We start from the raw sequence: 25,943 nt of genomic DNA, 5'->3' as shown, positions 1-25,943 counted from the left end.
TCACGGCAGCAGCGGATAGCTCCCCGTAGCCGTGGGCGCGTGCTCCGGCAGCCACAGCACCGCCACCGCCCCCTCCGCGGGCACCCCCTCCGGAGCCCCGGCGGGCCGTACGTTCCGGAAGGTCAGCCGGGCCCCCAGCACCCTGGCCTGTCCGGCCGCGATCGTCAGGCCCAGCCCGTGCCCGTGTCCCGCCCGGTCCGCGCTGCCCGTGCGGAACCGGCTCGGGCCGTCCGCCAGGAGGTCCTCCGGGAAGCCGGGGCCGTGGTCGCGGACCCGGATGACCCGGCCCTCGACGGTGACCTGGATGGGCGGCTTGCCGTGCCGGGCGGCGTTGGCGAGGAGGTTGAACAGCACGCGTTCCAGGCGGCGCGGATCGGTCGTGACCTCCGACTCGTGCACCACGCGGACCTCGATCTCCGGGTCCTTCGCCGCCACCCGCCGGGCGACGAACTCGCCGAGCAGGATGTCCTGGAGCTCCGCCCGCTCGGAGGCGCCGTCGAGCCGGGCCACCTCCAGGACGTCCTCGACGAGGGTGCGCATGGCTTTCGCGCGGTCCAGGACCAGTTCGGTGGGCCGGCCGGGGGGCAGCAGTTCCGCGGCCGTCAGCAGGCCCGTCACCGGGGTCCGCAGCTCGTGCGCGATGTCCGCGGTGACCCGCCGCTCGGCCTCCAGCCGCTGCTGGAGCGCGTCCGCCATGGCGTCCACGGCGGAGGCGAGGTCGTCGGTCTCGTCCTGTACGACCCCGCCGATCGCGTCCCGCACCCGGACGTTGGTCTCGCCCTTGGCCATCTGGTTCGCCGCGGTGGCCGCCTTCCGCAGCCGGCGTGACAACTGCCCGCCGATGAGCACGCCGAGCGCGCTGCCGCCGAGGACCACCGCGATGGAGCCGATCACCAGGGCCTGGTCGAGGTCCTTGAGGATGTCGGTGCTGCGGTCGGTGAACCCGGTGTGCAGGGACAGCACATGCCCGCCCTTGACCGGGACCGCGGCCCAGATGTCCGGGCCCCGGTCGGGCCGGTCGGAGACGTACGTGGCCCGGCGGCCCTCCTCGACCTTCTCGCGCAGCGGGGGCGGCAGATGAGGGTCGTCGACCGCGATGCTGGGGAAGTTCGGCTTGCCCGTCAGCTCGTAATTGCGCTGGGCGATCCGGATCCGCTCGTCCGCGAGGTCGCGCGCGTTGTCCAGCATCGAGACGCGCGCCGCGTTGTGCACCACCAGGCTGAGCGCGACCGCCACGAGCGCGCCGACCAGCGCGATGGCCGCGCTGAGCTTCCATCTCAGCCCTGTCCGCACCACCACGCGCTCCGTCACCGGGCCCCGAAGGATCCCCCGCATGCTCCAGGTCCCCCTGCTCAGGCCTTCAACTTGTAACCGAAGCCGCGGACCGTCTCGATCCGGTCCTGGCCGATCTTCGTCCGCAGCCGCTGCACATGGACGTCGACGACCCGGGTGTCTCCGCCCCAGCCGTAGTCCCACACCCGCTCCAGGAGCTTGTCGCGGGACAGGACCGTGCCCGGCGCGGACGAGAACTCCAGGAGCAGCCGCATCTCGGTCGGGGTGAGCGCCACCGGCTGCCCGCCCTTGCGCACCTCCATGCCCTCGGTGTCGACCTCCAGCTCGCCGAAGGTCAGCACACCCCCGGCGGCCGGGTCCGTGCCCGCCTCGCCCCGGTCGGCGCCGCCCGCGTGCCCGAAGCGGCGCAGCACCGCACGGATCCGGGCGACCAGAACGGCCCCGTCGAAGGGCTTGGTCACGTAGTCGTCGGCACCGGCCTCCAGACCGAGCACCACGTCGATCGAGTCGGCGCGCGCCGACAGCATGATCACCGGCACGGTGGACTCGTCGCGGATACGGCGGCACAGGCTGACCCCGTCCAGGCCCGGGACCATGACGTCCAGCAGCGCGATGTCGGGACGGTCCGCCCGGAACGCCTCAAGGCCCGACAGTCCGTCGGGCATGGCGGTGACCGCGAAGCCGTCCCGCTCCAGGGCGAGCTGGGTGGCCTCGCGGATGACGTCGTCGTCCTCGACGAACAGCACATGGGTCTGGTCTGCCATCCGGGTGCTCTCACTCTTCGGGGTCGTTGCGGTCACTGGGGGATCGTTCCGGGCGGCCCGACCGGTTCACGCCGTACGCCGGCGGACCGTGCCGTAGGTCAGTTGTCGGGCACCGGCGTCGGGTCCTTGCCGATCACGTCGCTGTAGTCGCTGTGCGTCCGGTACACCGCGGCGAACCTCCCCGAGGCCCAGCGGTACGTGGTCACGTTCTCGCCGGACGGTTCCGACACCGCGTCGCCCTTCTCGTACACCTGCTTGGTCACCACCAGATCGCCGCGGTCGATCTCGGCGTAGACCGGAGGCTCCTCGGTCTGGAAGACATTCTGGTACGAACCGCCTTCCTCGCGGTACACGTACGAGCCGACGCCCACCAGATCGGCGCAGGTCACGACGTTGACGACGACGTCGTCGGCCGAGCCGCCGGTCAGGTCGCCGTAGAACAGGTCGACCGGGTACTGGTCGGCGACACAGGGCTCAAGATCGCGCTTGACCGCCTCGGAGACCTTGGGATCCGACTTGAGGAGAGCGACCGCGCCCTTGCGGTCCAGGCGCGGGGAGGCCAGGGCGGACGGCATGACGGAGGGTGAGGCGTCGACCCCCGCGACCGCGTGCGCCGGGCCCTCGTCACGGGTGCCGGTGCCGCCGGTGGCGCAGGCGGAGACAAAAAGGGCGAGGGCGGCCAGCACGGCCACCGCCGTGCTCGCCGCCTGGAAGATCCCCCGGACCGGAGCGAGGTCCGGCCGGGTGGGCCCGGGTTCGGTCAGGCCGCCGCGCAACGCTCCCGCTCCTCACGCTCCAGCGCGCGTGCGTCCAGGTCGCGGGCCTCCAGCTCCTCGCGGAGCCGGGCGAGCGCCCGGTGCAGCGTGCTCTTGACCGTACCGGCCGACATGCCGAGGGCGGCGGCCGTCTCCTCCGTGGACATCTGTTCCCAGTGTCGCAGCACCACGACACTGCGCTGCTTGGGAGCGAGCACCTTCATGACGTCCATCAGCAGGGCGCGGTCCGCGTGCTGCTCGGTGGAGTCGTCGACCGAGGCGTCCGGGAGCTGCTCGGTCGGCACCTCCTCCAGCTTGCGCGCCCGCCACCACTCCGTACGGGTGTTGATCATCACCCGGCGCAGGTAGGCGTCCGCCAGCCGCTTGTCCTCGATGGTCTCCCAGCGGCCGTACGTCCGGACGAGCGCCGTCTGGAGGAGGTCCTGCGCGTCGACCGGGTCCGGGACCAGACGGCGTGCGCTGCGCAGCAGCGCGTCCTGCCGGGTGCGGACGTACTCCTCGAACTCGAGCACCTCGCCCTGCGCCATGTAGACCGCCTCCTGATCCCCGTTCCGGCGGTCCCCCGCCGGTTCTCATCGCGTGTGCGCCGCCTTTCGTGCGGCATGGCAACGAAGCTACGGAGCGGTTGTCACGGGGCTGTGCGGAGCAGCGCGCGGCTGGCAATCGGCTGTCCGTCGGTTGTGTAACGGAAGCCGAAAAGGGGTAAACCGGCGCGGCCGTTCGCACCGGTTCAGGGTGATTCGCCGCTTGTCCGCAGCGGGACCTATGTCAACGGCAGCCGATACAAACCACCCGGCAGGGGCTCGACGAGCCCGTCCGCGACCAGACCGTCCAGCGCCCGCGCCCGCTGCACCGGCTCGTGCCACACCCGGTCGAGGACCGCCTGCGGGACGGGGTGGTGGGCCTCCCGCAGCACGGCGAGCAGTCGGCCGCGGACCTGGCGGTCGGTCCCGGCGTACGTCTGCCCGCGCCGCGGCGGCCCGTCGTGCTCGGGCTTGCCCGCGAGCCGCCAGGCGCACTGGGCGGCGATCGGGCAGCGCTGACAGGTCTCGTTCTTGGCCGTGCAGACGAGCGCGCCGAGCTCCATGGAGGCGGCGGCCCAGCGCGCGGCGGTCCGCTCGTCGTCCGGCAGCAGCGCACGGGCGAGCTTGCGCTCGGCGGCCGTCGTGGCGTTCGGCGGGTACCGCACCCCGGTGACCGCCCGCGCGAACACCCGCCGCACATTGGTGTCAAGGACCGCATGCCGCTGCCCGTACGCGAAGGAGGCGACGGCGGCGGCCGTGTACTCGCCGATCCCGGGCAGCGCGAGCAGCTGCGCGTGGTCCGTCGGTACGTCACCGCCGTGCCGTTCCGTTATGGCGAGGGCGGCGCCGTGCAGCCGCAGCGCCCGGCGCGGATAGCCGAGCCGGCCCCAGGCGCGGACGGCCTCGCCGGGTGCCTCCGCGGCCAGATCGGCGGGCCGCGGCCACCGTGCGAGCCACTGCTCGTACACCGGCAGCACCCGGCTCACGGGCGTCTGCTGGAGCATGAACTCACTGACCATCACCCCCCACGGCCCGGCCTCGGGCCGCCGCCACGGCAGATCCCGGGCGTGCTCGTCGAACCAGTCGATGACGGGGGAGTGCAGGCCCGCTCCGAGCGGAGGGTCGGTGATGCCGTCGGTGCTGCTGTCGGTGCTGCCGTCGGCGGGGCTGCTGTGCGGGGGCTGGGGCTGGTGCTTCGTGGGCGCAGTCATGGCCTTCCGATCCTGCCATGGCGGGGGGCCGTGCGGGCGTATCGCCGCCGACGGGGCCGTCGGACGGGACGAGCGACAGCGGTGCGGCCGGGAAGGTGCCCGCGTCCTGCGGACGGCCCTCGCGCCACCCGCGCTCAGCGCGAGCCGTGTGGGGCTCGACGCACAACAGCGCCTGTGACAGCGGCTAGAACGGACCCGGCGTGGCGACGGCGGCGATCGCCAAGGGCCGACGGGCGGTCGTCGACGGCTCTCGGTCCGACCGCCCTACGGAGGTTGGGCCGCAGCGGTGACCAGGTGCCCGGCCGGCATCCCGCCGAAGGAACGAACCGGCCGCGCGAACGGCCCAGGTCGCCCAGGACGGTCACCCTGACTGTCACCAACAGGCTTCCCAGTGCGGATGGTTGGCTCTCGCCGCAGCCATGGCCACAGCTGCAAGGGACGCGATCGCGAACACGTGGGCGGTCTGGCCGCGGGCGTGCCGCGAGGAGCGGGGGTGGCCCCCGTCCATGTCGTGACGCCGTGTTGTACCCCTGTGGAGGAGCCGGGCGTTCGTGAACTCCATGGTCACGGACGGTAGGCGGCGGACCGATACGGTCACCGCCCGCGATCATCACGTGGCAGTCCTGGCGAAAGACGGGGGTGGGTCCGCCGTTTCCGGAATGATGATCCTGAAAAGTTGTGGCGCCGGGCGGCGGGTGAGGGCGGCGAACTCGCCGATCTCTCGTACAGTTTGCGCCGTGGGATCTCTGCGCAATCCGGTCGGGCCGCTTCCCTCCTCCATCTACTGGCGACGGAGGGCCGTCATGCTGTCCGTCCTCGCCGTGCTGGCGCTGCTGATCGCATGGATCGTCAGCTCCGGCGGCGGAGGCGGCAAGAACGGCGCGGACGGGTCCAACGGCAAGAATCCCTCCCCCTCGACGATCACTCCCGGACCGTCCGGTTCCGGACCGGCGATCAGCCAAGCCCCGGGCGGCCGCGACGAGTCGACGACCGGCGGGGACACCGGTGGCGGCTCGGGAACGGGAGCGGGCTCCGGGTCCGGTGCGGGCGCCGGAGACGGCTCGGGGACCGGTGGTGAGACCGGTACCGGCGGCTCCGCCGGGGCGGGCGGATCCGGCAGCGCGGCGGGCGGCGGTAGCGGCACCGGGGTCGGACAGGGCGACACTCTTCCTGCTGGTTCCGCACTGCCCAACTGCACTGCGGGCGCGGTGAAGTTGAGCGTGCGCAGTCTGCGCAACGCCTACGACCCGGGCCAGACGCCCACCTTGCTGCTGACCGCGACGAACTCCTCCGGCAGCGACTGCAAGGTCGATCTCGGGCCGAAGAACGCGGTGTTGACGATCACGCCGGCCGACTCCGACGACACGTTCTGGTCGTCCGCGGACTGCCCCAGGACGGCCGGGAACCTGGTCTACCGGGCTCCGGCCGGGAGCAGCATCACGTACACCGTGAAGTGGGACCGTAGGCCGAGCGCCCCGCACTGTGCGACGCCGCCCGCCGGATCGGCAGGCGCGGGGACGTACCTGGTCGAGGTGAAGGCGCCCGGGTATGCCACGGTCCAGGCTTCGTTCGTGCTGGAGAACGACTGAGAGGGTGCTGTTGAACGGCTGGGAGGGTGCTGGAGAACGGCTGGGAGCCTGACGCGGACGCCTAGACGTACCGCTCCAGGATCGAGCTCTCCGCCAGCCTGGACAGGCCCTCCCTGACGCTCCTCGCCCTCGCCTCGCCCACGCCGTCGACCGTCTGCAGATCGTCGACGCTGGCCGCCAGCAGCTTCTGGAGGCCGCCGAAGTGCTCCACCAGGCGGTCGATGATCGCGCCCGGCAGGCGGGGGACCTTGGCCAGGAGGCGGAAGCCCCGGGGGGAGACACCCGAGTCGATCGCCTCGGGGGAGCCGGTGTAGCCCAGGGCGCGGGCCACCGTGGGCAGTTCGAGGAGTTCGGCGTGGGTCAGGGCGTCCAGTTCGTACAGCGCCTCCTCGACCGTGCGGGAGCGCTTGGCGGTCGGCTCGGGGACGTAGTCCCGGACCACCAGCTCGCGCTCCGGCTCCACGCCGGCGATCAACTCGTCCAGCTGGAGGGCGAGCAGGCGTCCGTCCGTGCCGAGTTCGACCACGTACTCGGCGATCTCGGTGGCGATACGGCGGACCATCTCCAGACGCTGGGCCACGGCCGAGACGTCCCGGACCGTCACCAGGTCCTCGATCTCCAGCGCGGAGAGAGTCCCGGCGACCTCGTCCAGGCGGAGCTTGTAGCGCTCCAGGGTCGCGAGGGCCTGGTTGGCGCGCGACAGGATCGCCGCCGAGTCCTCCAGGACGCGGCGCTGGCCGTCGACGTACAGGGCGATGAGGCGCATCGACTGGGAGACGGAGACCACCGGGAAGCCGACCTGCTTGCTCACCCGGTCCGCGGTGCGGTGCCGGGTGCCCGTCTCCTCCGTCGGGATCGTCGCGTCGGGCACGAACTGCACACCCGCCCGCAGGATCTTCGACAGGTCGGACGAGAGCACGATGCCGCCGTCCAGCTTGCACAGCTCACGCAGACGCGTGGCCGCGAACTCGACGTCCAGGACGAAACCGCCCGTGCACATCGTCTCCACCGTCTTGTCGAAGCCCAGCACGATGAGTCCGCCGGTGTTGCCGCGCAGCACCCGCTCGAGGCCGTCGCGCAGGGGGGTGCCGGGGGCCACGGCGCTCAGGGAGGCGCGCATCAGGCCATCGGAACCGCCGCTCCCACCGGACTTTCCGGGAGCTGCTGCCCGGTCGTTGGCTGCCACTGCTCTCCTCCGGTCGCGGGGTCTTGGGCGCTCCCGTGTCGCACATTCGGTTCGTACGGACGGGCGAGACCAGGGCAAAGTCTACCGGCGGTCCTCCTCGTCCCGTGGGGCCTCTCGCCGACGGGAGCGCGGAAGGACCCTCAGGGCGTCCCCTATGTCCGCCACTTCCAGGACCTTCATGCCGGGCGGGATCCTGCCCGGATCGCCCGGAACGAGCGCGTGCGTGAAGCCCAGACGGTGTGCCTCGGAGAGCCTGCGCTGCACGCCCGTGACCCGTCTGACCTCGCCCGCGAGGCCCACTTCACCGATCGCGACCAGGTTCTTGGGCAGCGGGGTGTCGCTGGCCGCCGACGCCAGGGCGAGGGCGATGGCCAGGTCCGCGGCAGGTTCCGAAAGCTTTACCCCGCCGACCGTCGCGGAGTAGATGTCCCGCTTGCCGAGCGCGCTGATCCGGCCGCGCTGCTCCAGGACGGCGAGCATCATCGAGACGCGTGAGGTCTCCAGACCGGAGGTGGTGCGCCGGGGCGAGGGGATCTGCGAGTCGACGGTGAGCGCCTGGACCTCGGCCACCAGGGGGCGGCGGCCCTCCAGGGTGACGGTGAGACAGGTGCCGGGGACCGGTTCGTCTCGACGTGTCAGGAAAAGTCCGCTCGGGTCGGCGAGGCCCGTGATGCCCTCGTCGTGCAGCTCGAAGCAGCCGACCTCGTCGGTGGCGCCGTAGCGGTTCTTGACGCCCCGTACGAGCCTGAGGCGCGCGTGCCGGTCGCCCTCGAAGCTCAGGACCACGTCCACCAGGTGTTCGAGGAGGCGGGGGCCGGCGATCGCGCCGTCCTTGGTGACATGGCCCACCAGCAGGGTGGACATCCCGCGCTCCTTGGAGGCCCGGATCAGCGCCCCGGCCACCTCGCGCACCTGGGCCATGCCGCCGGGGGCGCCGTCGATCTCAGGGGAGGCCACCGTCTGCACCGAGTCCATGATCAGCAGGGAGGGCTTCACCGCGTCCAGGTGCCCGAGGACCGCGGACAGGTCGGTCTCGGCGGCGAGATACAGGTCGTCGTCGATCGCGCCGATGCGGTCGGCACGCATCCGGACCTGGCTCGCGGACTCCTCGCCGGTCACATAGAGCGTGCGGTGCTCGTCGCTCGCCGCCTTGGCCGCCACGTCCAGCAGCAGCGTGGACTTGCCGACGCCGGGCTCGCCCGCGAGGAGCACCACCGCGCCGGGCACGAGGCCGCCGCCGAGCACCCGGTCCAGTTCGGGCACGCCGGTGGAACGGGCGGTGGCCTGACGGCCGTCGACCTGGCCGATGGGCACGGCGGAGGTGGTGACGCGGCCGGGCGCCGTCGTACGCACCGCGGGCGCGCCGTACTCCTCGATCGTCCCCCAGGCCTGGCACTCGGGGCAGCGACCGAGCCACTTGGCCGTCTGCCAGCCGCACTCGGTGCAGCGGTAGGACGGACGCTCCTTGGCGGACTTCGTACGGGCAGCCATGCACGAACCGTAACCGCCGCCACTGACAACGCGGCCGCCGCCCGCTGGACGGCAGGTGCCCCGGCCGCCGGTCCGTCCCGCCCTCATGACATGCGAACCGGCCACGTCACGACGGGAACGAGCCATGGAATCGCGGGTTCCTGTCCCCGATTGAGGGATCGTTTCACCCGTACGGAGTAAAACTGCTCAAGGTGCAGGAAGAGGCCATCTTCCGCCCCCTACGGTCCACGGATGATGAGCAGCAGTCCGGAGACCTCGACCCGCACCACCGGCGCGCACCGGGCGCAACGGCAGGAGCGCGACCGCGGTGCGGCGCGCACGCTGGCACAGCGACCGCCCGCTCGCTACGAGCCGTACCTGGACGGTCTGTTCACCTACTGCATGTCCGTGCTGTGCGACCACGACACGGCGACCGCCGCCCTCGGCGACGTCCTCGCGCTCGCCGAGCGTCGCGGTGGCCCGGACGCGGCCGGTGACCGCAGGGCCTGGCTGTACGCGCTGGCCCGCTGGGCCTGTCTGCGCAAGCTGGCCGAGGCCAAGCAGAAACGTCAGTCCACGCACGCGGCGGGACGCCACGGAGCCGACCGCAAGCCCGCCGAACCCCCGGTCGCCGAGGACGTCCTGGAAGCACGGCGCCGCGAACTCGCCCTGCTGGCCTGGCCGGAGGCGGCCGGCACGACCCCCGAGCAGCGCGAGGCGCTCGAACTCGCCGTACGCCACCACCTCGCCGCCCACGAGGTCGCCGCCGTCCTCGGCATGGACCTCGCCGGCGCCCGGGAACTGCTCGCCTCCGCCGCCTGCGAGGTCGAGCGCACCCGCGCGGCCCTCGCCGTCGTCGAGACCGGGGACTGTCCGGGTGTGGCGCGGCTCACCGGCGACAACCAGTTCGTGCTCAGCTCCGCGCTGCGCCGCGAACTCGTGCGCCACGTCGACGACTGCCCGCGCTGCCGCCGCAGCGCCGAGCGCGCGATCCCCGGCCGCTGGCCCGGCGCGATGATCACGCCCGCCGAGCTGCCCGTGCTCGAAGCGCCGCGCGCGGCCCTGCACATGGCGCTGGCGCACCCCCCGCGCGCGCGGGGCGCCGCCGTGCCCCGCTTCGACCGGCGCGGCTTCCCGATGGACCCCAAGGACCGGGCCGCCCGCCGCGACCGCCTGCGCGCGCGTGCCGTCACCACGACCGTCGTCGCCACCGTCGTCGCCGCGCCCGTGCTCGCCCTGTGGGCCGCCTACCGGGGCGGCCCGGGCGAGGAGGCCGACGGGCACTCCGCCAGCGCCAGCGAGGCGCACGGTCCCGACAGCCTGGACGGCGAGCGGGCGAGCGGCGGCTACCAGAACGCCGGCAACGCGTCCGTCAGACCCGGCCCGCGCTTCACCAAGGACGGCCGGCCCGACGTCTCCGTGGAGGTCGTCAGCGTCACCGGCGCCGGCAAGAAGGGCGCCGGGCACCTGGAGGTCGGCGCCGGCAACCACGGCGACACCACGCTGATCACCCTCACCGCGACCGGCGACGCCCCGGTCCGCTGGTCGGCCACCACGGGAGCCGGCTGGCTCTACCTGAGCCAGTCCTCGGGAACCCTGAAACCCGGCGAGACGTTGACGATCAAGGTGTACGTCGACCACCTGCGCGAGCCGTCCGGCCCCTGGAGCGCGCGCGTGGCGATCTCACCGGCCGGCGCGGTCGTCACCATCCGGGGCTACGGCACGGCCCCCGCACCCACCCCGCCGGGCGAGCCCACGGCACCCCCGCCCAGCCCCACGGTCCCGCCCCCTGCGGACCCCACCCCGAGCGACCCGCCGTCCTCGCCCCCGGCCCCCGACCCGACCCCGACGGACCCCTCGCCGTCCGAGCCGCCCAGCTCGTCACCACCACCGTCGGACAGCGGCGAACCGAGTCCGTCCGCGTCGTAGAGGGCGCGGAGTACCGGGGTGGGCGCGTCGTGGGCGCCCGGGCCGCTCAGCCGACCGGATTCGCCGGGTCCACCGGGTCCACCGGATCCGCCGGATGCGGTGCCAGCAGGGGCAGCTGGGAGGCCAGCCGCTGCTCGCACAGCTCGACCAGGCGGTCGTAGCCCTCCTTGCCCATCAGCTCGATCAGTTCGGGGCGGTAGGAGACGTAGACCGGGTCGCCGGCGCCGTGTGCCGAGGTCGCCGACGTGCACCACCAGTGCAGGTCGTGGCCGCCCGGACCCCAGCCGCGCCGGTCGTACTCGCCGATCGACACCTGGAGCACGCGCGTGTCGTCGGGCCGGTCGATCCAGTCGTACGTCCGCCGCACCGGCAGCTGCCAGCAGACGTCCGGCTTGGTCTCCAGCGGCTCGCGGCCCTCCCGCAGCGCCAGGATGTGCAGCGAGCAGCCCTGGCCGCCCGCGAAGCCGGGCCGGTTCTGGAAGATGCAGGAGCCCTGGAAGGGCCGGGTCTGCCGGTCACCGTCCTCGTCCTCCGAGACCCAGCCGCCCGCCATGCCCTCGTCGTGGTGCTGCCAGATGTCCGGAGTGAGCCGCGCCACGTGCTCGGCGACCCGCTTCTCGTCGTCCTCGTCGGAGAAGTGGGCACCCAGCGTGCAGCACCCGTCGTCCGCGCGGCCCGCCTGGATGCCCTGGCAGCCGCTGCCGAAGATGCAGTTCCAGCGAGAGGTCAGCCATGTCAGATCGCAGCGGAAGACCTGCTCGTCGTCCGCCGGATCCGGGAACTCCACCCACGCGCGCGCGAAGTCGAGCCCCTTCTCGTCCGCCTTCAGAGCCTTCATGGCCTTCCGTGACTGCTTCGGTGACTGCTTCGGTGGCTTCACCCGCGAAGGACCGTCGGCAGTTACGGCCGTTTTGTCGTCCTTCACCTTTTTCGTCTTTGGCACGCGTCCAGGGTAAGTCGCCCGAGGCCACTCCGGAGACAGTCGAACGCGCAGCTGGCAGTAGCGTTCCCTACATGAGACTCGGTGTCCTCGACGTGGGATCGAACACGGTGCATCTGCTGGTGGTGGACGCGCACCCCGGCGCCCGCCCCCTGCCCGCGCACTCGCACAAGGCGGAACTGCGCCTTGCCCAACTCCTCGACCAGGCCGGGGCGATCGGCCCCGAAGGCGTCGAGAAGCTGGTCTCGGTCGTCAAGGACGCGCTCCAGGCCGCCGAGGACAAGGGCGTCGAGGACCTGCTCCCGTTCGCCACCTCCGCCGTCCGCGAGGCCACCAACGCCGACGACGTCCTCGCGCGCGTGCGGGCCGACACCGGAGTCGAACTCCAGGTCCTCAGCGGCGCCGAGGAGGCCCGCCTCACCTTCCTCGCCGCCCGCCGCTGGTTCGGCTGGTCCGCGGGCAAGCTCCTGGTCCTCGACATCGGCGGCGGCTCCCTCGAGATCGCCTACGGCATCGACGAGGAACCGGACGCGGCGGTCTCCCTGCCGCTCGGCGCGGGCCGCCTCACGGCCGGCTGGCTCCCCGGCGACCCCCCGGACCCGGACGCCATCAGGGCCCTACGACGGCACGTGCGCGCCCAGATCGCCCGCACGGTCGGCGAGTTCGCCCGCTTCGGCGCCCCCGACCATGTGGTCGCCACGTCCAAGACCTTCAAGCAGCTGGCCCGCCTGGCCGGCGCGGCCCGCTCCGCCGAGGGCCTCTACGTCCAGCGCGAGCTCAAGCGCGAGTCCCTGGAGGCCTGGGTCCCGAGGCTGGCCGGCATGACGACCGACCAGCGGGCGGAGCTCCCCGGCGTCTCGGAGGGCCGGGCGAACCAGCTCCTGGCGGGTGCCCTGGTGGCCGAGGGCGCGATGGACCTGTTCGGTGTGGAAACGGTGGACATCTGCCCCTGGGCGCTGAGGGAGGGCGTCATTCTGCGCAGACTTGACCATATGGGATCCGCTCAGGGCATGTAGGGGCGCGGAGAGCCGCGCGAGCACCCCGGCGCACCCGCACCCGCCCAGTGGCAATCACCACAACGGCGAAGAGGCACCCCGCATCCCACCCACGGCAACCCGTAATCTGTCCCCCATGGCAGAGCCAGTCGTACGGATCCCGGATGCGAAGGTCGCCCTGTCGACGGCCTCCGTCTACCCGGAGTCGACGGCGACGGCCTTCGAGATCGCCGCACGCCTCGGGTACGACGGCGTCGAGGTCATGGTGTGGACCGACCCGGTCAGCCAAGACATCGAGGCCCTGCGCCGCCTCTCCGACTACCACGGCATCCCCATACTCGCCGTGCACGCCCCCTGCCTGCTCATCACGCAGCGCGTGTGGTCGACGGACCCCTGGGTCAAGCTCCAGCGCGCGCGGGCGGCCGCCGAGAAACTGGGCGCGAGCACGGTCGTCGTGCACCCGCCGTTCCGCTGGCAGCGCCAGTACGCCCGCGACTTCGTCAGCGGGATCTGGCGCATGGCGAACGAGACGGACGTACGGTTCGCCGTCGAGAACATGTACCCCTGGCGCTACCGCGACCGCGAGATGCTCGCCTACGCCCCCGACTGGGACGTCACCAAGGACGACTACCGGCACTTCACGATCGACCTCAGCCACGCGGCGACGTCCCGGACCGACGCGATGCAGATGGTCGACCGGATGGGAGACCGGCTCGGCCACGTCCACCTCGCCGACGGCAAGGGCTCCGCGAAGGACGAGCACCTCGTGCCCGGCCGCGGCGGCCAGCCCTGCGCCGAGCTCCTGGAACGCCTCGCGCTGACCGGCTTCGACGGCCATGTCGTCATCGAGGTCAACACCCGCCGCGCGATGTCCGGCGCCGAACGCGAGGCCGACCTCGCCGAGGCCCTGGCCTTCACCCGCCTGCACCTGGCCTCACCGGTGAAGGTGCCGCGGCGATGAACGGGCGGGTGCCTCCGGCGGTTGGGTGGCGGGTGGCTTCGGTCGTGAGGGGCCGGGCGGGCCGGCAGGTGTGTCCCGTGCCGGGGGGCCGGGCGGGCGTACGGGTGTCTCCCGCGCCGAGGGGCCGACAGCGCGCGGGCGTCCTCCGCGCGGAGGAGCCGGGCAGACCGGCAGGCGTCTCGCGCACCGAGGATTCCGGCGGGCGGCCAGGTGTCTCCCGTGCCGAGGTACGGAGCCAGCGTGCAGGCGTCTCGCGCACCGAGGATTCCGGCGGGCGTGCGGGTGTCTCGCGCACCGAGGACCCCGGCGGGCGGGCAGGCGTCTCCCGCACCGAGGACCCCGGCGGGCGGCCAGGCGTCTCCCGTGCCGAGGTACCGAGCAGCCGCGCAGGTGTCGTCGGCACCGGGAACAGGGCAGGCGCGCACACGTTCCCGGTGCCGAGGAACGGCGCAGCCACCAAGGTGGCCCGGCCGTGAGTGACGTCACCGCCCGCGGGCGGGGCCGGCCCCGCCGTACGGAGTCGGACGTGGCCGGCACCCGTGACCGGATCCTCGACGCGGCCCGGGAGGAGTTCTCCGAGCGGGGCTACGAGAAGACGTCCGTGCGCGGCATCGCCAAGGCCGCCGGGGTCGACTCGGCGCTGGTCCACCACTACTTCGGCACCAAGGAACAGGTCTTCGAGGCGGCCGTGGAGGTCGCCGCCGCGCCCGCCCTGAGCGCGCCCGACGCGCTCGCCGAGGGTCCTGTGGAGGACGTCGGTGAGCGCCTCACCCGCTTCATCTTCGGCGTCTGGGAGAACCCGGCCACGCGCATGCCGCTCCTGGCGATCGTCCGCTCCGCCGTGAACAACGAGACCGCCGCCACCGTCTTCCGCCGGCTCGTCGCCTCCCAGCTCCTGCGCCGCATCGCCGACCAGCTGGACCTGCCGGACGCCGAGCTGCGGGCCGAACTCGCGGCAGCACAGCTCGTGGGCACGGCCATGCTGCGCTACGTGATCAAGGTGGAGCCACTGGCGTCGGTGGACGTCGAGCAGATCATCGCGCGGGTCGCCCCGGTGGTGCAGAACCATCTGACCGGGCCCTGACTCCGAGACGAGCGTCCCGCATTCCGGACACCCTGTCCCGGTCCCTGGATGACCGGCGTACGCTCGATAGCAGCCAGAACTGTCTGAAGGAGCGAGCGACGATGCCCGAGCTGAGGTCCCGCACAGTCACCCACGGCCGCAACATGGCGGGCGCACGCGCCCTTATGCGCGCCTCCGGTGTACCCGGTGCGGACATCGGCCGCAAGCCGATCATCGCGGTCGCCAACTCCTTCACGGAGTTCGTGCCCGGCCACACCCACCTCCAGCCGGTCGGCCGCATCGTCAGCGAGGCCATCACCGCCGCCGGAGGCATCCCGCGCGAGTTCAACACCATCGCCGTCGACGACGGCATCGCGATGGGCCACGGAGGAATGCTCTACAGCCTCCCCTCCCGCGACCTGATCGCCGACTCGGTCGAGTACATGGTCGAGGCCCACTGCGCCGACGCCCTGATCTGCATCTCCAACTGCGACAAGATCACCCCGGGCATGCTGAACGCCGCGCTGCGGCTCAACATCCCCACGGTCTTCGTCTCCGGCGGCCCGATGGAGTCCGGCCGCGCGACCCTCGTGGACGGCACGGTCCGCACCCTCGACCTGGTCGACGCGATGTCCGAGGCCGTGAACGAGAAGATCTCGGACGCGGACATGCTCCGTATCGAGGAGAACGCCTGCCCGACCTGCGGCAGCTGTTCCGGCATGTTCACCGCCAACTCGATGAACTGCCTCACCGAGGCCATCGGCCTCTCCCTCCCCGGCAACGGCTCGGTCCTGGCCACGCACACGGCCCGCAAGCAGCTGTACGTCGACGCGGCCGAGACGGTGATGGACATCACCCGCCGCTACTACGAGCAGGACGACGAGACGGTCCTGCCGCGCAGCGTCGCCTCCTTCGAGGCCTTCGAGAACGCCATGGCCCTCGACATCGCCATGGGCGGCTCGACCAACACGATCCTGCACCTGCTGGCCGCGGCCCAGGAGGCGGAGGTCCCCTTCGGCCTGGCCGAGATCGACGCGGTCTCCCGCCGCGTCCCCTGCCTCGCGAAGGTCGCCCCGAACGTGGCGAAGAACCGCACGTACTACATGGAGGACGTGCACCGCGCGGGCGGCATCCCCGCCCTCCTCGGCGAACTGCACCGCGCGGGCCTGCTCAACGAGGACGTGCACTCGGTCCACAGCCCCTCCCTCGCGGACTGGCTCAAGACCTGGGACGTGCGCGGCGGCTCGCCGTCCCAGAAGGCCGTGGAACTGTGGCACGCGGCCCCCGGCTGCGTCCGCTCCGCCGAGGCCTTCTCCCAGTCGGAGCGCTGGGACTCCCTGGACGAGGACGCCGCCGAGGGCTGCATCCGCAGCGCCGAGCACGCGTACTCGAAGGACGGCGGCCTGGCCGTCCTCAAGGGCAACCTCGCGGTCGACGGCTGTGTCGTGAAGACGGCCGGCGTCGACGAGTCGATCTGGACGTTCGAGGGCCCGGCGGTCGTCTGCGAGTCGCAGGAGGAGGCCGTCCAGAAGATCCTCACCCAGCAGGTCAAGGAGGGCGACGTCGTCGTCATCCGCTACGAGGGTCCCAAGGGCGGCCCCGGCATGCAGGAGATGCTCTACCCGACCTCGTACCTCAAGGGCCGCGGCCTCGGCAAGGCCTGCGCCCTGATCACCGACGGCCGTTTCTCCGGCGGCACCTCCGGCCTGTCCATCGGCCACGCCTCCCCGGAAGCGGCGGCCGGCGGCACCATCGCCCTCGTCGAGGACGGCGACCGCATCCGCATCGACATCCCGGGCCGGTCCATCGAGCTCCTGGTCGACGACGCGGAGCTCGCCCGTCGCGAGGCCGCCCTGGACGGCGCCTACGCCCCGAAGAACCGTGAGCGCAAGGTCTCGGCGGCCCTGCGCGCCTACGCGGCGATGGCCACCAGCGCGGACAAGGGCGCGGTGCGGGACGTCTCCAAGCTGGGCTGACCCACCCGACACCGAGGGCCGCCTCTTCCGGGGCGGCCCTTCGCGCACCCGGGATCACCAGGCGGAGGGCTCACGGGCGTCCAGGGCGAAGACGGTGCCGTCGGGGGCGGTGGCGTAGATGTGGTGGGCGGCTAGGACGGGCCGGGGCAGCGTGGCGATCACATCGCTCGCGTCGACACCGAGCCGCACCCTTGTCTGCCCGGTGAGTATTCCCTTGCGCGCGTCCACGGCGAGCAGCCGCCCGTCGGAAGCGGTGAGGAAGACGTGGCTGCCGTCAGCCACCGGGACGGACCCCCGGCTCACGGAAGTCTCCAAATGCCACAGGTGCCGACCCCTGTCGACATCGATGGCCTCCATGGCCCCGACGGTGGCCAGCACATAGACGACACCGCCCTGCACAGTCGCCTGGGCATTCTGGCGAGGCACGCTCAACCTCACCGTCCGGGTAGTTCCGGACGCCGGGGTGTAACGGACCACAGCGGTGGCGTAGTCGAATACGTGGTCGACGGCGAGGAAGAAGACAGATCCGTCCTCGGAGCCGATCGGCGTCAGAGCGCTGTCGAGGTGTTCGTCCCACCGCACATCGCCGGTGGCCGCGTCCACGGCGGTGACCCGGGTGGTCGACCCGTCGACGGACGCGCTCGTCATGTAGAGCAGCGGGTCCCCGGGAAACGTGGAGACCGACGGCGTGGCGTGGCCGGGTATCTTCCGGCTCCACTCAGTGTCACCGGACGTGCTGTCCATGCCGGTCACTGTCCCGTCCACGCCGGTGACCAGGAGCATGCCGCCGGCGGCCCAGAGACCGTTGTACGTCGGTACCTTCCGCTGCCAACGCGTCCGGCCCGTAGCGGGATCGAGCGCCTCCAGGCGATTGCCGTAATCGGCCAACGGCAGCACGAGGCCACCGGACAGAGCGGGTGGAACGCTCCAACGGTTCGTGTCGGCCGAATGTTTCCACAGCAGTCTGCCGTCGGTCGGATCGAGGCCGTAGACCAGTCCCGCCCGGACGCAGTAGAGCTTGCCGGCGCCGTACGAGCATCGGGGCGTCCCTTCACCCCCGGCCACAGGCTTCGCATCCCACGGGCGGAACGTGGACACCCCCGCCCGAGGCGTGCTGGTGTCCCCCGGTGCGGGCCGACCGTCGTCGAGCAGCCGCACCGAGCCGAACACTCCGCCCGCGACGAGGACAAGCGCGCCGGCGGCGAGCATGAGCCTCCTGCGCAAGCGCCGCTCGGGCCGCCGTGCCGGCTCCTCGGCCTCCTGCTCAGGCACGAGCGCATCACCCGTGCGCTGTGCCGGTATGAACGCCTGCGTGTCGTAGGAGGCCGCGACCGACCGCAGCTCCCGCATCAACTCGTCCGGCGTGGGCCGGTCCTCGGGCTCCTTGGCCAGACACCGCACGATCAGCGGCGCGAGATTCGCCGGTACGCCGGTCAGATCCGGCTCGTCGTGCACCACCTGGTAGGCCACGACATAGGGGCTGTCGGAGTCGAACGGCCCGCGCCCGGTGGCCGCGTGCACCATCACCGAGCCGAGCGCGAAGATGTCGGCCGCGGGCCCCACCTCTCTCGGCCGCCGGAACTGCTCCGGCGCCATGAACGGCGGTGTCCCGATCAACTTCCCGGTCTCGGTGCGAAGTTCGCTGTCCTTTGGCCGAGAAATGCCGAAGTCGATGACCTTCGGTCCGTCCTCGGCGAGCAGCACATTGCTCGGCTTGAGGTCCCGGTGGACCACCCCGACCCGGTGGATGTCGCGCAGCGCCTCGGCGAGCCCGGCCATCAGGCGACGCAACTCGGCAGGCGCCAACGGCCCGTTCCGCTTCACCTCGTCGGAGAGCGTCGGGCCGGGAATGAACAGCGTGGCCATCCAGGGCCGTTCGGCATCGGGGTCGGCGTCGACGACGGACGCGGTGAACGCCCCGCTCACCTTCCGCGCCGCCGCCACCTCCTGCCGGAAACGCCCCCTGAACTCGGGGTCCTTGGCGAACTCGGTGTGTACGACCTTCACCGCGAGCTTCATCCCCGAGGTGCTGCGCGCGACGTGCACGACGCCCATCCCACCGGACCCGAGACATGACTCCAGCCGGTAGTGCCCGGCGTACTCGGGAAGTTCCGCTTCCGCGCCCGCTCCGGTGTTGCCCTGTGGCGCCATGGAACCACCCCCGTGCTGATCGTCCGCGCGCGCGACACACGGAGCCTATGCGATGACTCGTACGGGACAGAGGCGGCTTGCTAGTGTCCGCGTGCGAGTTACGCACATGTGTTTCATGGCGTGATTCAGGGGAATGAACGGGACCCCATGGCAGTCATGGGGACCAACGGGGGAGGATTTTCATGTCTGTTGACCGCGTCGAAGAAGTCGAGAGCGGCGAGAGCAAGGCCGTCACGACGGCAGCTGCCGCGACCGCGGGCGTGCACTACTACTCGGTCGCGCCGGGCTACCGCCTCAACGTCCGCCGCGGCCCCGGCACGCAGTACGGCATCGTCCGTGTCCTGCCCGAGGGCGCGCAGGTCGCGATCTTCTGCCAGACACCGGGGACGTCGGTGGTCGGCCCGTACGGCACCTCGAACATCTGGGACAACATCGCCAACGGCGAGTTCGTCTCGGACGCCTACGTACTCACCGGCAGCGACGGTTACGTCGCCTCACGCTGCGGCTGACCGGCTCACACACTCCGAAGGGATCCATCGGTGACCTCACTGAAACGCAGATCCGTCATGCTCGCGGGCCTCACCGGCGCTCTTCTCATGGTGGGCGCCGCTGCCGCCGAGGCCGCGACAGTGCGGTACTACTCGGTGGCTCCCGACGTCCGGCTCAACGTCCGCAGCGGCCCCGGCACCAGCTACGGCATCATCCGCGTCCTGCCCGAGGGCGCCAAGGTGCCGATCTACTGCCAGACGCCGGGCACCTCGGTGACCGGCCCCTACGGCACCAGCAACATCTGGGACAACATCAGCAACGGCGAGTACGTCTCCGACGCGTACGTGAACACCGGCAGCGACGGCTACGTGGCCGACCGCTGCTCCTGATCCCGAAGGGAGCCCGTCCCCGTCCCGGAGCCATAATCGTCCCGTGAGCGACGAACCCGGCACCCAGGACATCCCCGCGGGCTCCCCAGCGGGCGGCGGCCCCCGCCCCGAACCCATCCGCTACTTCGGCACGGCCTGGGTGAACCACGACAAGGGCTACGCCCTGCGCCGCGTCGGCGCGGCCGCGGGCTCCCTCGCCGCCACCGTCGCCTCCTGCCTGATCCTGCGCTTCGCCTACGAGGGCCTCCAGATCGCCGACACCGGCAGTTTCGTTTCGGTCCTCGTCATCGCGATGTTCGCCATCTGCGGCGCGCTGGCGTTCCGCAACACCTGGGACGGCTTCGGCAAGCACCCCGACCCCGACCGCCAGGCCTCCCTCCGCGGCCTGCTGGCCATCGGGTTCGTCGGCTCCCTGCTCGCCTATTTCTTCCGCACCTTCGTGGAGGCGCCGGGGGAGGGGCTGCGTCGCAAGGAGTACGAGGCCGCTCGACGCGAGCACGAGAAGCGAGGCGCTCGCCGCACCGGGAACCCCGCCAAGAAGAACCACCGCCGCTGAGACTGCCGGGATCTCCCGGCGAGACGCACCGCGCAGGCACTCCAGCCCCGCCGCCTCTCACCGAAAACTCACCGCCACCCCCCGCCCCTCCCCGTCACGATGTCCCTATGACGGCCTCCTTTCACACCAGCCGAGCCCACTCCTTCAACACCGCCGCAGCCCAGTACGCCGCCAACCGCCCCTCCTACCCGCCCGCCCTCCTCGACGCGATCGAGGAACTCGCCGGCCGCCCCCTCGCCAGCGCCCGCGTCGCGGACATAGGCGCCGGTACCGGGATAGCGACCGCTCTCCTGCACGCCCGGGGCGCCGAGGTCGTCGCGGTCGAACCCGGGAACGGCATGGCCGAGCAGTTCCGCCGCACCCACTCCGGCATCCCGATCGTCCGGGGCGACGGCAACGACCTCCCCCTCCTCACGGACTCCGTCGACCTCCTCACCTACGCCCAGTCCTGGCACTGGACCGACACCGCCCGCGCGGTCCCGGAAGCCTGCCGCGTACTGCGCCCGGGCGGCGCCCTCGCCCTGTGGTGGAACACCCACGCCCTCGACGTCCCCTGGATCACCGGCCAACTCGACCGGATCGCCGAGCACTTCAAGGTCGACAGCGCCCACCCGGCCGTCGAGGCGAACGGCAACGGCGCCCGGTCCGCCCTGGCCGACCCCAGCGGCCGCCTGGACTTCGCTCACCGCGTGATCCGCTGGAGCCGTCACGTCCCCGTCGACACCCACCTCGCCAACATCGGCAGCCACTCCCTCTTCCTGGTCGCGGGCGAGGAGCACGCGGGCGCCTTCCTCACCGAGGAGCGGCGGATCCTGCTGGAGCTCTTCCCGGACGGCACCGTCGAGGAGACCTACGACGTCGAGCTGCTGGTCGCCGTCAACGCCTCACCCTGACGGGCCGGCGATCGCGTGGGCGCGCGAGCCGCTTGACGGCCCTGACCCCCGGGAGCATTATTCATCGCATGATGAATAAAGCGCCCCGGCCACCCGACGCCAGTCCGGACCCCGGGCCGACCGCCCCCGCGGTCCACGCCGACGGCCTCACCGTCGTGCGAGGCCCCCGCACCGTCCTGCGCGGCCTCGCCTTCGACGTCCCCCGCGGCCAGATCACCGGTCTCCTCGGCCCCTCCGGCTGCGGCAAGTCCACCCTGATGCGCTCGATCGTCGGCACCCAGGCCAAGGTCACCGGCACCCTCGACGTCCTCGGCCGCCCCGCGGGCCACCCCACCCTGCGCACCCGCATCGGCTACGTCACCCAGGCCCCCTCCGTCTACGACGACCTGACCGTCCGCCAGAACCTCGAGTACTTCGCCGCGATCCTCGCCCCCGGGCGCGCCGCAGCCGACCGCCGCCACTCCGACGTCACCCAGGCCATCACCGACGTCGACCTCACCACCCACGCCGACTCCCTCGCCGGCAACCTCTCCGGCGGCCAGCGCAGCCGCGTCTCCCTCGCCGTCGCCCTCCTCGGCGCCCCCGAACTCCTCGTCCTCGACGAACCCACCGTCGGCCTCGACCCCGTCCTGCGCCGCGACCTCTGGAACCTCTTCCACGACATCGCCGCCCGCCGCGGTACCACCCTCCTCATCTCCTCCCACGTCATGGACGAGGCCGAGCGCTGCCACCGCCTCCTCCTCATGCGCGAGGGCGAGATCCTCGCCGACGACACCCCCGAGGCCCTGCGCACCCGCACCCACTCCGACACCGTCGAGGACGCCTTCCTCCACCTGGTCGACCAGGCCGTCGAGGCAAGCCGCACCAAGGAGCACACGCGATGACCACGACCACCACCCCCACCCCGGGTCTCGCGCCCGCCCCCACCAGCGCCCTCAGCCTCTCCCGCACCACCGCCACCGCGGCCCGCGTCCTGCGCCAGCTCCGCCACGACCCGCGCACCATCGCGATGATGATCCTGATCCCCTGCGTGATGCTCTTCCTGCTGCGCTACGTCTTCGACGGCAGCCCGCGCACCTTCGACAGCATCGGCGCCTCCCTCCTCGGGATCTTCCCGCTGATCACGATGTTCCTGGTCACCTCCATCGCCACCCTGCGCGAACGCACCTCCGGCACCCTCGAACGCCTCCTCGCCATGCCGCTCGGCAAAGGCGACCTCATCGCCGGCTACGCCCTCGCCTTCGGCACCCTCGCGATCATCCAGTCCGCCCTCGCCACCGGCCTCGCCGTCTGGTTCCTCGGCCTGGACGTCATCGGCAGCCCCTGGCTCCTCCTCCTGGTCGCCCTGCTCGACGCACTGCTCGGCACCGCCCTCGGCCTCTTCGTCTCGGCCTTCGCGGCCTCCGAATTCCAGGCCGTCCAGTTCATGCCGGCCGTGATCTTCCCCCAACTCCTCCTCTGCGGCCTCTTCACCCCCCGCGACAACATGCACCCCGCCCTGGAGGGCATCTCCGACGTCCTCCCCATGTCCTACGCCGTCGACGGCATGAACGAGGTCCTCAAGCACACGGACATGACAGCGACCTTCGTCCGCGACGCCCTGATCGTGGCGGGCTGCGCACTGCTGGTCCTGGGACTGGGAGCGGCGACCCTGAGGCGCAGGACCGCATAGGACCGCCCACGAGCAGCCACCGACCCGATGTCCCGCCCACCGGACACCCACTCTCCACGCCCCGACCCGGTGCCAGACTGAACCGCATGAGTCAGAAAGTCGCAGTCCTCGGCACCGGCAAGATCGGCGAAGCCCTGCTCAGCGGAATGATCCGCGCCGGCTGGGCCCCGGCCGACCTCCTGGTCACCGCCCGCCGCCCCGAGCGGGCCGAAGAACTCCGCACCCGCTACGGAGTCGCCCCGGTCACCAACCCGGAAGCCGCCAAGACCGCAGACACCCTGATCCTCACGGTCAAGCCGCAGGACATGGGCAGCCTCCTCGATGAACTCGCCCCGCACGTCCCGGCCGACCGCCTCGTCATCAGCGGCGCAGCCGGTATCCCCACCTCCTTCTTCGAGGAGCGCCTCGCCGCCGGCACCCCGGTCGTCCGCGTCATGACCAACACGCCCGCCCTGGTCGACGAGGCCATGTCCGTCATCTCCGCGGGCACCCACGCCACCGCCGACCACCTCACCCACACCGAGGAGATCTTCGGCGCCGTCGGCAAGACGCTCCGCGTCCCCGAGTCCCAGCAGGACGCCTGCACCGCACTCTCCGGCTCCGGACCGGCCTACTTCTTCTACCTGGTCGAAGCCATGACGGACGCGGGCATCCTGCTCGGCCTCCCCCGCGACAAGGCCCACGACCTGATCGTCCAGTCCGCGATCGGCGCCGCCACGATGCTCCGCGACAGCGGCGAACACCCGGTGAAGCTCCGCGAGAACGTCACGTCTCCCGCGGGCACCACCATCAGCGCCATCCGCGAACTCGAGAACCACGGCGTACGAGCCGCCCTCATCGCCGCCCTCGAAGCCGCCCGCGACCGCAGCCGCGCACTGGCCTCCGGCAAGAAGGACTGACCCCATCCGGGGGCGGCCACCGCACGAGCGAAGCCGCCCCCACGCAGACAGCCCCCGCGCCTACCGGGCGGCGTTCAGCACGACACCGCTGCCGAAGGCGCCGGTACGCGCTGCAGGCGCCGTATCGGAAGCGGCCGGCAGCAGCCCGATCGCGCGATACGCGGCATCCACGGTCGGCCGGGCCATCGCCCGAGCCCTCTCCGCGCCATCCCGCAACACCCTCTCCACATGGCCAGGGTCCGCGCACAACTCCTTGTGCCTCTCCTGCACGGGCCTCAAGACCTCGACCACGGCCTCGGCGGTGTCCTTCTTCAAGGCGCCGTACGACTCATATACACCGCTCAGCTCCGATGGGTTCCCACCCGTGCAGGACGCGAGGATCTCCAGCAGATTCGCCGGCCCTGGCCGGGCCTCCCTGTCGTACACGACGTCCCGCCCGCTGTCGGTCACGGCCCGCATGATCTTCTTCCGCACCACCTCCGGCTCGTCGAGCAGGTAGACGATCCCCGGCCCGGAGTCGTCGGACTTCCCCATCTTCGACGTCGGCTCCTGGAGGTTCATGACCCGCGCGCCCACCGTCGGCACGGTGGCCCGGGGCACCACGAACGTGTAGCCGTACCGCTGGTTGAACCGCACCGCCAGATCCCGCGTCAGCTCCACGTGCTGAGCCTGGTCGTCCCCCACGGGCACCTCGTCGGCCCCGTAGGCCAGGATGTCCGCGGCCATCAGCACGGGATACGTCAGCAGCGACAGCCGCACACTCCCGCCCCGGGCCCGCTCCCGCGCGGCCTTCTCCTTGTACTGGATCATCCGCCGCATCTCGCCGTCCGTGGCCACGCACTCCAGCACGTACGACAGCCGCGCGTGCTCGTCCACATGACTCTGCACGAACAGGGTGCACAGCTCCGGATCCAGCCCGGACGCGAGCAACAGCGTCGCCGCCTGGCGACTCAGCCGACGCACCCGCGCCGGATCATGGTCGACGGTCAGGGCGTGCAGGTCGACGATGCAGAACAGCGACTCCGCCCGGTGCTGGTCGACCTCGGCCCACTGCCGCATGGCTCCCAGGTAGTTCCCCAGCGTCAGATGCCCCGTCGGCTTGACCCCGCTGAAGACCCGCGTCATCTCTCCACCTCCTGGTCGAGACCGCCGTCCCGGCGGCCGACCCTCAGGAGCCCTGGAGGGAGATACGCGAACGGCCGCCGAGGCGGCGGCCGTTGAGTGCATACGTGCTCACGGCCGCCGTCAGGCGGCCCACCACTGCTGGGTGCACGTACGCGTTGTCATGCCTGCCAGGCTACGCCTCCAAGGCACCGACCGGACCTGAGTTGACACTCCCCAACCCGGTACGTAGTGTTCTCCGAGTTGTCCGACGTGAGCGCCGACTCCGGTCGGTCCCCGGACAGCCATTCCGCAGGTACCAGCCAACAAACGATGGCAGTCGTTCTGTCTGCCGTCGCTGTATTGGCGTGTGTATTCGCGAAATGAGGAATCCGCGTTCGAAAGGACGGCGGCCCCCGATTAGCTCGGGAGCTCGGAATCCGCTAAAGTCTCACTCGTCGGAACGGCCCAAGGGCCGGGAAGGCAAGCCCCTCTGACTGGGAATCAGGCCCGAAAGGATCTGATAGAGTCGGAACCGCCGGAAAGGGAAAAGCGGAAGCGGGAACCTGGAAAGCACCGAGGAAATCGGAACCGGAAACGGTCTGATAGAGTCGGAAACGCAAGACCGAAGGGAAAAGCCCGGAGGAAAGCCCGAGAGGGTGAGTACAAAGGAAGCGTCCGTTCCTTGAGAACTCAACAGCGTGCCAAAAATCAACGCCAGATATGTTGATACCCCGTCTCCGGCCATACGGCTGGGGCGAGGTTCCTTTGAAGAAAAACACAGCGAGGACGCTGAGAACTGTCGCCTTATTCCGGTGATGGTTCCGCTCTCGTGTGTGTGCACCCGATTACGGGTAAACATTCACGGAGAGTTTGATCCTGGCTCAGGACGAACGCTGGCGGCGTGCTTAACACATGCAAGTCGAACGATGAACCACTTCGGTGGGGATTAGTGGCGAACGGGTGAGTAACACGTGGGCAATCTGCCCTTCACTCTGGGACAAGCCCTGGAAACGGGGTCTAATACCGGATACCACTCGCACGGGCATCTGTGCGGGTTGAAAGCTCCGGCGGTGAAGGATGAGCCCGCGGCCTATCAGCTTGTTGGTGAGGTAA

Annotated in this window: 23 protein-coding genes and 1 rRNA gene; 14 read left to right on the top strand and 10 right to left on the bottom strand. The window is 71.3% G+C overall.

All coding sequences use genetic code 11. From position 1 onward, the window contains the following. From cseC to ACFYZ8_RS19725, 5 genes are all read right to left on the bottom strand, one after another. Window positions 1–1,464: a two-component system sensor histidine kinase CseC gene (gene cseC, locus ACFYZ8_RS19745; protein WP_388537752.1), complete on the bottom strand. Its 1,464-nt coding sequence runs from the start codon at window positions 1,462–1,464 to the stop codon at window positions 1–3. After that, window positions 1,353–2,057 (bottom strand): two-component system response regulator CseB, encoded by a 705-nt coding sequence (gene cseB / locus ACFYZ8_RS19740; RefSeq protein WP_359030828.1) that lies wholly within the window; start codon window positions 2,055–2,057, stop codon window positions 1,353–1,355. The genes cseC and cseB overlap by 112 nt, the downstream gene beginning before the upstream one ends. Window positions 2,058–2,155: 98 nt before the next feature. Next, window positions 2,156–2,833: a hypothetical protein gene (locus tag ACFYZ8_RS19735; protein ID WP_388537399.1), complete on the bottom strand. Its 678-nt coding sequence runs from the start codon at window positions 2,831–2,833 to the stop codon at window positions 2,156–2,158. Further along, a complete protein-coding gene (locus ACFYZ8_RS19730; RefSeq protein WP_020122536.1) occupies window positions 2,818–3,360 on the bottom strand; it encodes a SigE family RNA polymerase sigma factor in 543 nt (180 codons plus the stop codon). The genes ACFYZ8_RS19735 and ACFYZ8_RS19730 overlap by 16 nt, the downstream gene beginning before the upstream one ends. A gap of 236 nt (window positions 3,361–3,596) precedes the next feature. After that, window positions 3,597–4,568 carry an A/G-specific adenine glycosylase gene (locus ACFYZ8_RS19725; protein WP_359030830.1) on the bottom strand — a complete coding sequence of 324 codons (972 nt, stop codon included), beginning with the start codon at window positions 4,566–4,568 and terminating at the stop codon, window positions 3,597–3,599. Between the two features lie 737 nt (window positions 4,569–5,305). Here ACFYZ8_RS19725 and ACFYZ8_RS19720 point away from each other — a divergent pair. Beyond that, entirely contained in the window at window positions 5,306–6,157 is an 852-nt protein-coding gene (locus ACFYZ8_RS19720) for a hypothetical protein (protein WP_388537397.1), read from the top strand. Window positions 6,158–6,218: 61 nt separating this feature from the next. Here the strand turns inward: ACFYZ8_RS19720 and disA are convergent, their stop codons facing one another. Together disA and radA are read right to left on the bottom strand one after the other, a co-directional pair. After that, window positions 6,219–7,343: a DNA integrity scanning diadenylate cyclase DisA gene (gene disA, locus ACFYZ8_RS19715; RefSeq protein ID WP_359030832.1), complete on the bottom strand. Its 1,125-nt coding sequence runs from the start codon at window positions 7,341–7,343 to the stop codon at window positions 6,219–6,221. A gap of 81 nt (window positions 7,344–7,424) precedes the next feature. Continuing rightward, window positions 7,425–8,834 carry a DNA repair protein RadA gene (gene radA, locus ACFYZ8_RS19710; protein ID WP_359030833.1) on the bottom strand — a complete coding sequence of 470 codons (1,410 nt, stop codon included), beginning with the start codon at window positions 8,832–8,834 and terminating at the stop codon, window positions 7,425–7,427. Window positions 8,835–9,065: 231 nt separating this feature from the next. Here radA and ACFYZ8_RS19705 point away from each other — a divergent pair, with 231 nt between their 5' ends. Beyond that, window positions 9,066–10,742: a hypothetical protein gene (locus tag ACFYZ8_RS19705; RefSeq protein WP_388537395.1), complete on the top strand. Its 1,677-nt coding sequence runs from the start codon at window positions 9,066–9,068 to the stop codon at window positions 10,740–10,742. A gap of 46 nt (window positions 10,743–10,788) precedes the next feature. Here ACFYZ8_RS19705 and ACFYZ8_RS19700 read toward each other — a convergent pair whose 3' ends face one another. Next, the gene (locus tag ACFYZ8_RS19700; protein ID WP_388537394.1) at window positions 10,789–11,685 is read right to left on the bottom strand and encodes a hypothetical protein; all 897 of its coding nucleotides are present in this window, start codon (window positions 11,683–11,685) and stop codon (window positions 10,789–10,791) included. A 71-nt stretch (window positions 11,686–11,756) separates the two neighbouring features. On the opposite strand from ACFYZ8_RS19700, the gene ACFYZ8_RS19695 reads away from it, so the two are divergent. From ACFYZ8_RS19695 to ilvD, 4 genes are all read left to right on the top strand, one after another. Continuing rightward, a complete protein-coding gene (locus tag ACFYZ8_RS19695; protein ID WP_359030836.1) occupies window positions 11,757–12,698 on the top strand; it encodes a Ppx/GppA phosphatase family protein in 942 nt (313 codons plus the stop codon). A gap of 115 nt (window positions 12,699–12,813) precedes the next feature. Continuing rightward, entirely contained in the window at window positions 12,814–13,638 is an 825-nt protein-coding gene (locus ACFYZ8_RS19690) for a sugar phosphate isomerase/epimerase (protein ID WP_359030837.1), read from the top strand. Between the two features lie 472 nt (window positions 13,639–14,110). Then, window positions 14,111–14,722 (top strand): TetR family transcriptional regulator, encoded by a 612-nt coding sequence (locus tag ACFYZ8_RS19685; RefSeq protein ID WP_359030838.1) that lies wholly within the window; start codon window positions 14,111–14,113, stop codon window positions 14,720–14,722. A 101-nt stretch (window positions 14,723–14,823) separates the two neighbouring features. After that, window positions 14,824–16,677 carry a dihydroxy-acid dehydratase gene (ilvD, locus tag ACFYZ8_RS19680; protein WP_388537392.1) on the top strand — a complete coding sequence of 618 codons (1,854 nt, stop codon included), beginning with the start codon at window positions 14,824–14,826 and terminating at the stop codon, window positions 16,675–16,677. A gap of 54 nt (window positions 16,678–16,731) precedes the next feature. Here ilvD and ACFYZ8_RS19675 read toward each other — a convergent pair whose 3' ends face one another. Then, on the bottom strand, window positions 16,732–18,828 hold the full coding sequence (locus ACFYZ8_RS19675) for a serine/threonine-protein kinase (RefSeq protein ID WP_388537391.1): 2,097 nt from the start codon (window positions 18,826–18,828) through the stop codon (window positions 16,732–16,734). A gap of 182 nt (window positions 18,829–19,010) precedes the next feature. Here ACFYZ8_RS19675 and ACFYZ8_RS19670 point away from each other — a divergent pair, with 182 nt between their 5' ends. The 7 genes from ACFYZ8_RS19670 (at window position 19,011) to proC (ending at window position 23,726) form a co-directional block, all read left to right on the top strand. Further along, window positions 19,011–19,337, top strand: a complete 327-nt coding sequence (locus tag ACFYZ8_RS19670) for an SH3 domain-containing protein (RefSeq protein ID WP_388537390.1) — start codon at window positions 19,011–19,013, stop codon at window positions 19,335–19,337. A 57-nt stretch (window positions 19,338–19,394) separates the two neighbouring features. After that, complete coding sequence (locus ACFYZ8_RS19665) at window positions 19,395–19,706, top strand: SH3 domain-containing protein (RefSeq protein ID WP_388537751.1); 312 nt, start codon at window positions 19,395–19,397, stop codon at window positions 19,704–19,706. 43 nt (window positions 19,707–19,749) lie between these two features. Then, the gene (locus tag ACFYZ8_RS19660; RefSeq protein ID WP_388537388.1) at window positions 19,750–20,262 is read left to right on the top strand and encodes an EamA/RhaT family transporter; all 513 of its coding nucleotides are present in this window, start codon (window positions 19,750–19,752) and stop codon (window positions 20,260–20,262) included. A 107-nt stretch (window positions 20,263–20,369) separates the two neighbouring features. After that, window positions 20,370–21,155 carry a class I SAM-dependent methyltransferase gene (locus ACFYZ8_RS19655; protein WP_388537386.1) on the top strand — a complete coding sequence of 262 codons (786 nt, stop codon included), beginning with the start codon at window positions 20,370–20,372 and terminating at the stop codon, window positions 21,153–21,155. 68 nt (window positions 21,156–21,223) lie between these two features. Next, on the top strand, window positions 21,224–22,039 hold the full coding sequence (locus ACFYZ8_RS19650; RefSeq protein WP_388537385.1) for an ABC transporter ATP-binding protein: 816 nt from the start codon (window positions 21,224–21,226) through the stop codon (window positions 22,037–22,039). Beyond that, window positions 22,036–22,827, top strand: a complete 792-nt coding sequence (locus tag ACFYZ8_RS19645) for an ABC transporter permease (protein ID WP_388537383.1) — start codon at window positions 22,036–22,038, stop codon at window positions 22,825–22,827. Before ACFYZ8_RS19650 ends, ACFYZ8_RS19645 begins: the two co-directional genes overlap by 4 nt. An 86-nt stretch (window positions 22,828–22,913) precedes the next feature. Further along, window positions 22,914–23,726 carry a pyrroline-5-carboxylate reductase gene (gene proC / locus ACFYZ8_RS19640; RefSeq protein WP_359030846.1) on the top strand — a complete coding sequence of 271 codons (813 nt, stop codon included), beginning with the start codon at window positions 22,914–22,916 and terminating at the stop codon, window positions 23,724–23,726. Between the two features lie 60 nt (window positions 23,727–23,786). Here proC and trpS read toward each other — a convergent pair whose 3' ends face one another. Next, window positions 23,787–24,851 (bottom strand): tryptophan--tRNA ligase, encoded by a 1,065-nt coding sequence (gene trpS / locus ACFYZ8_RS19635; RefSeq protein ID WP_388537381.1) that lies wholly within the window; start codon window positions 24,849–24,851, stop codon window positions 23,787–23,789. An 837-nt stretch (window positions 24,852–25,688) separates the two neighbouring features. On the opposite strand from trpS, the gene ACFYZ8_RS19630 reads away from it, so the two are divergent. Next, a 16S ribosomal RNA gene (locus ACFYZ8_RS19630) occupies window positions 25,689–25,943 on the top strand; the annotation flags it as partial.

Source organism: Streptomyces sp. NPDC001668, from assembly GCF_042893155.1.
Taxonomy (GTDB): Bacteria; Actinomycetota; Actinomycetes; order Streptomycetales; family Streptomycetaceae; genus Streptomyces.
Note: the sequence above shows the minus strand (reverse complement) of the source record. Positions and strands in the feature narration are given on the sequence as shown.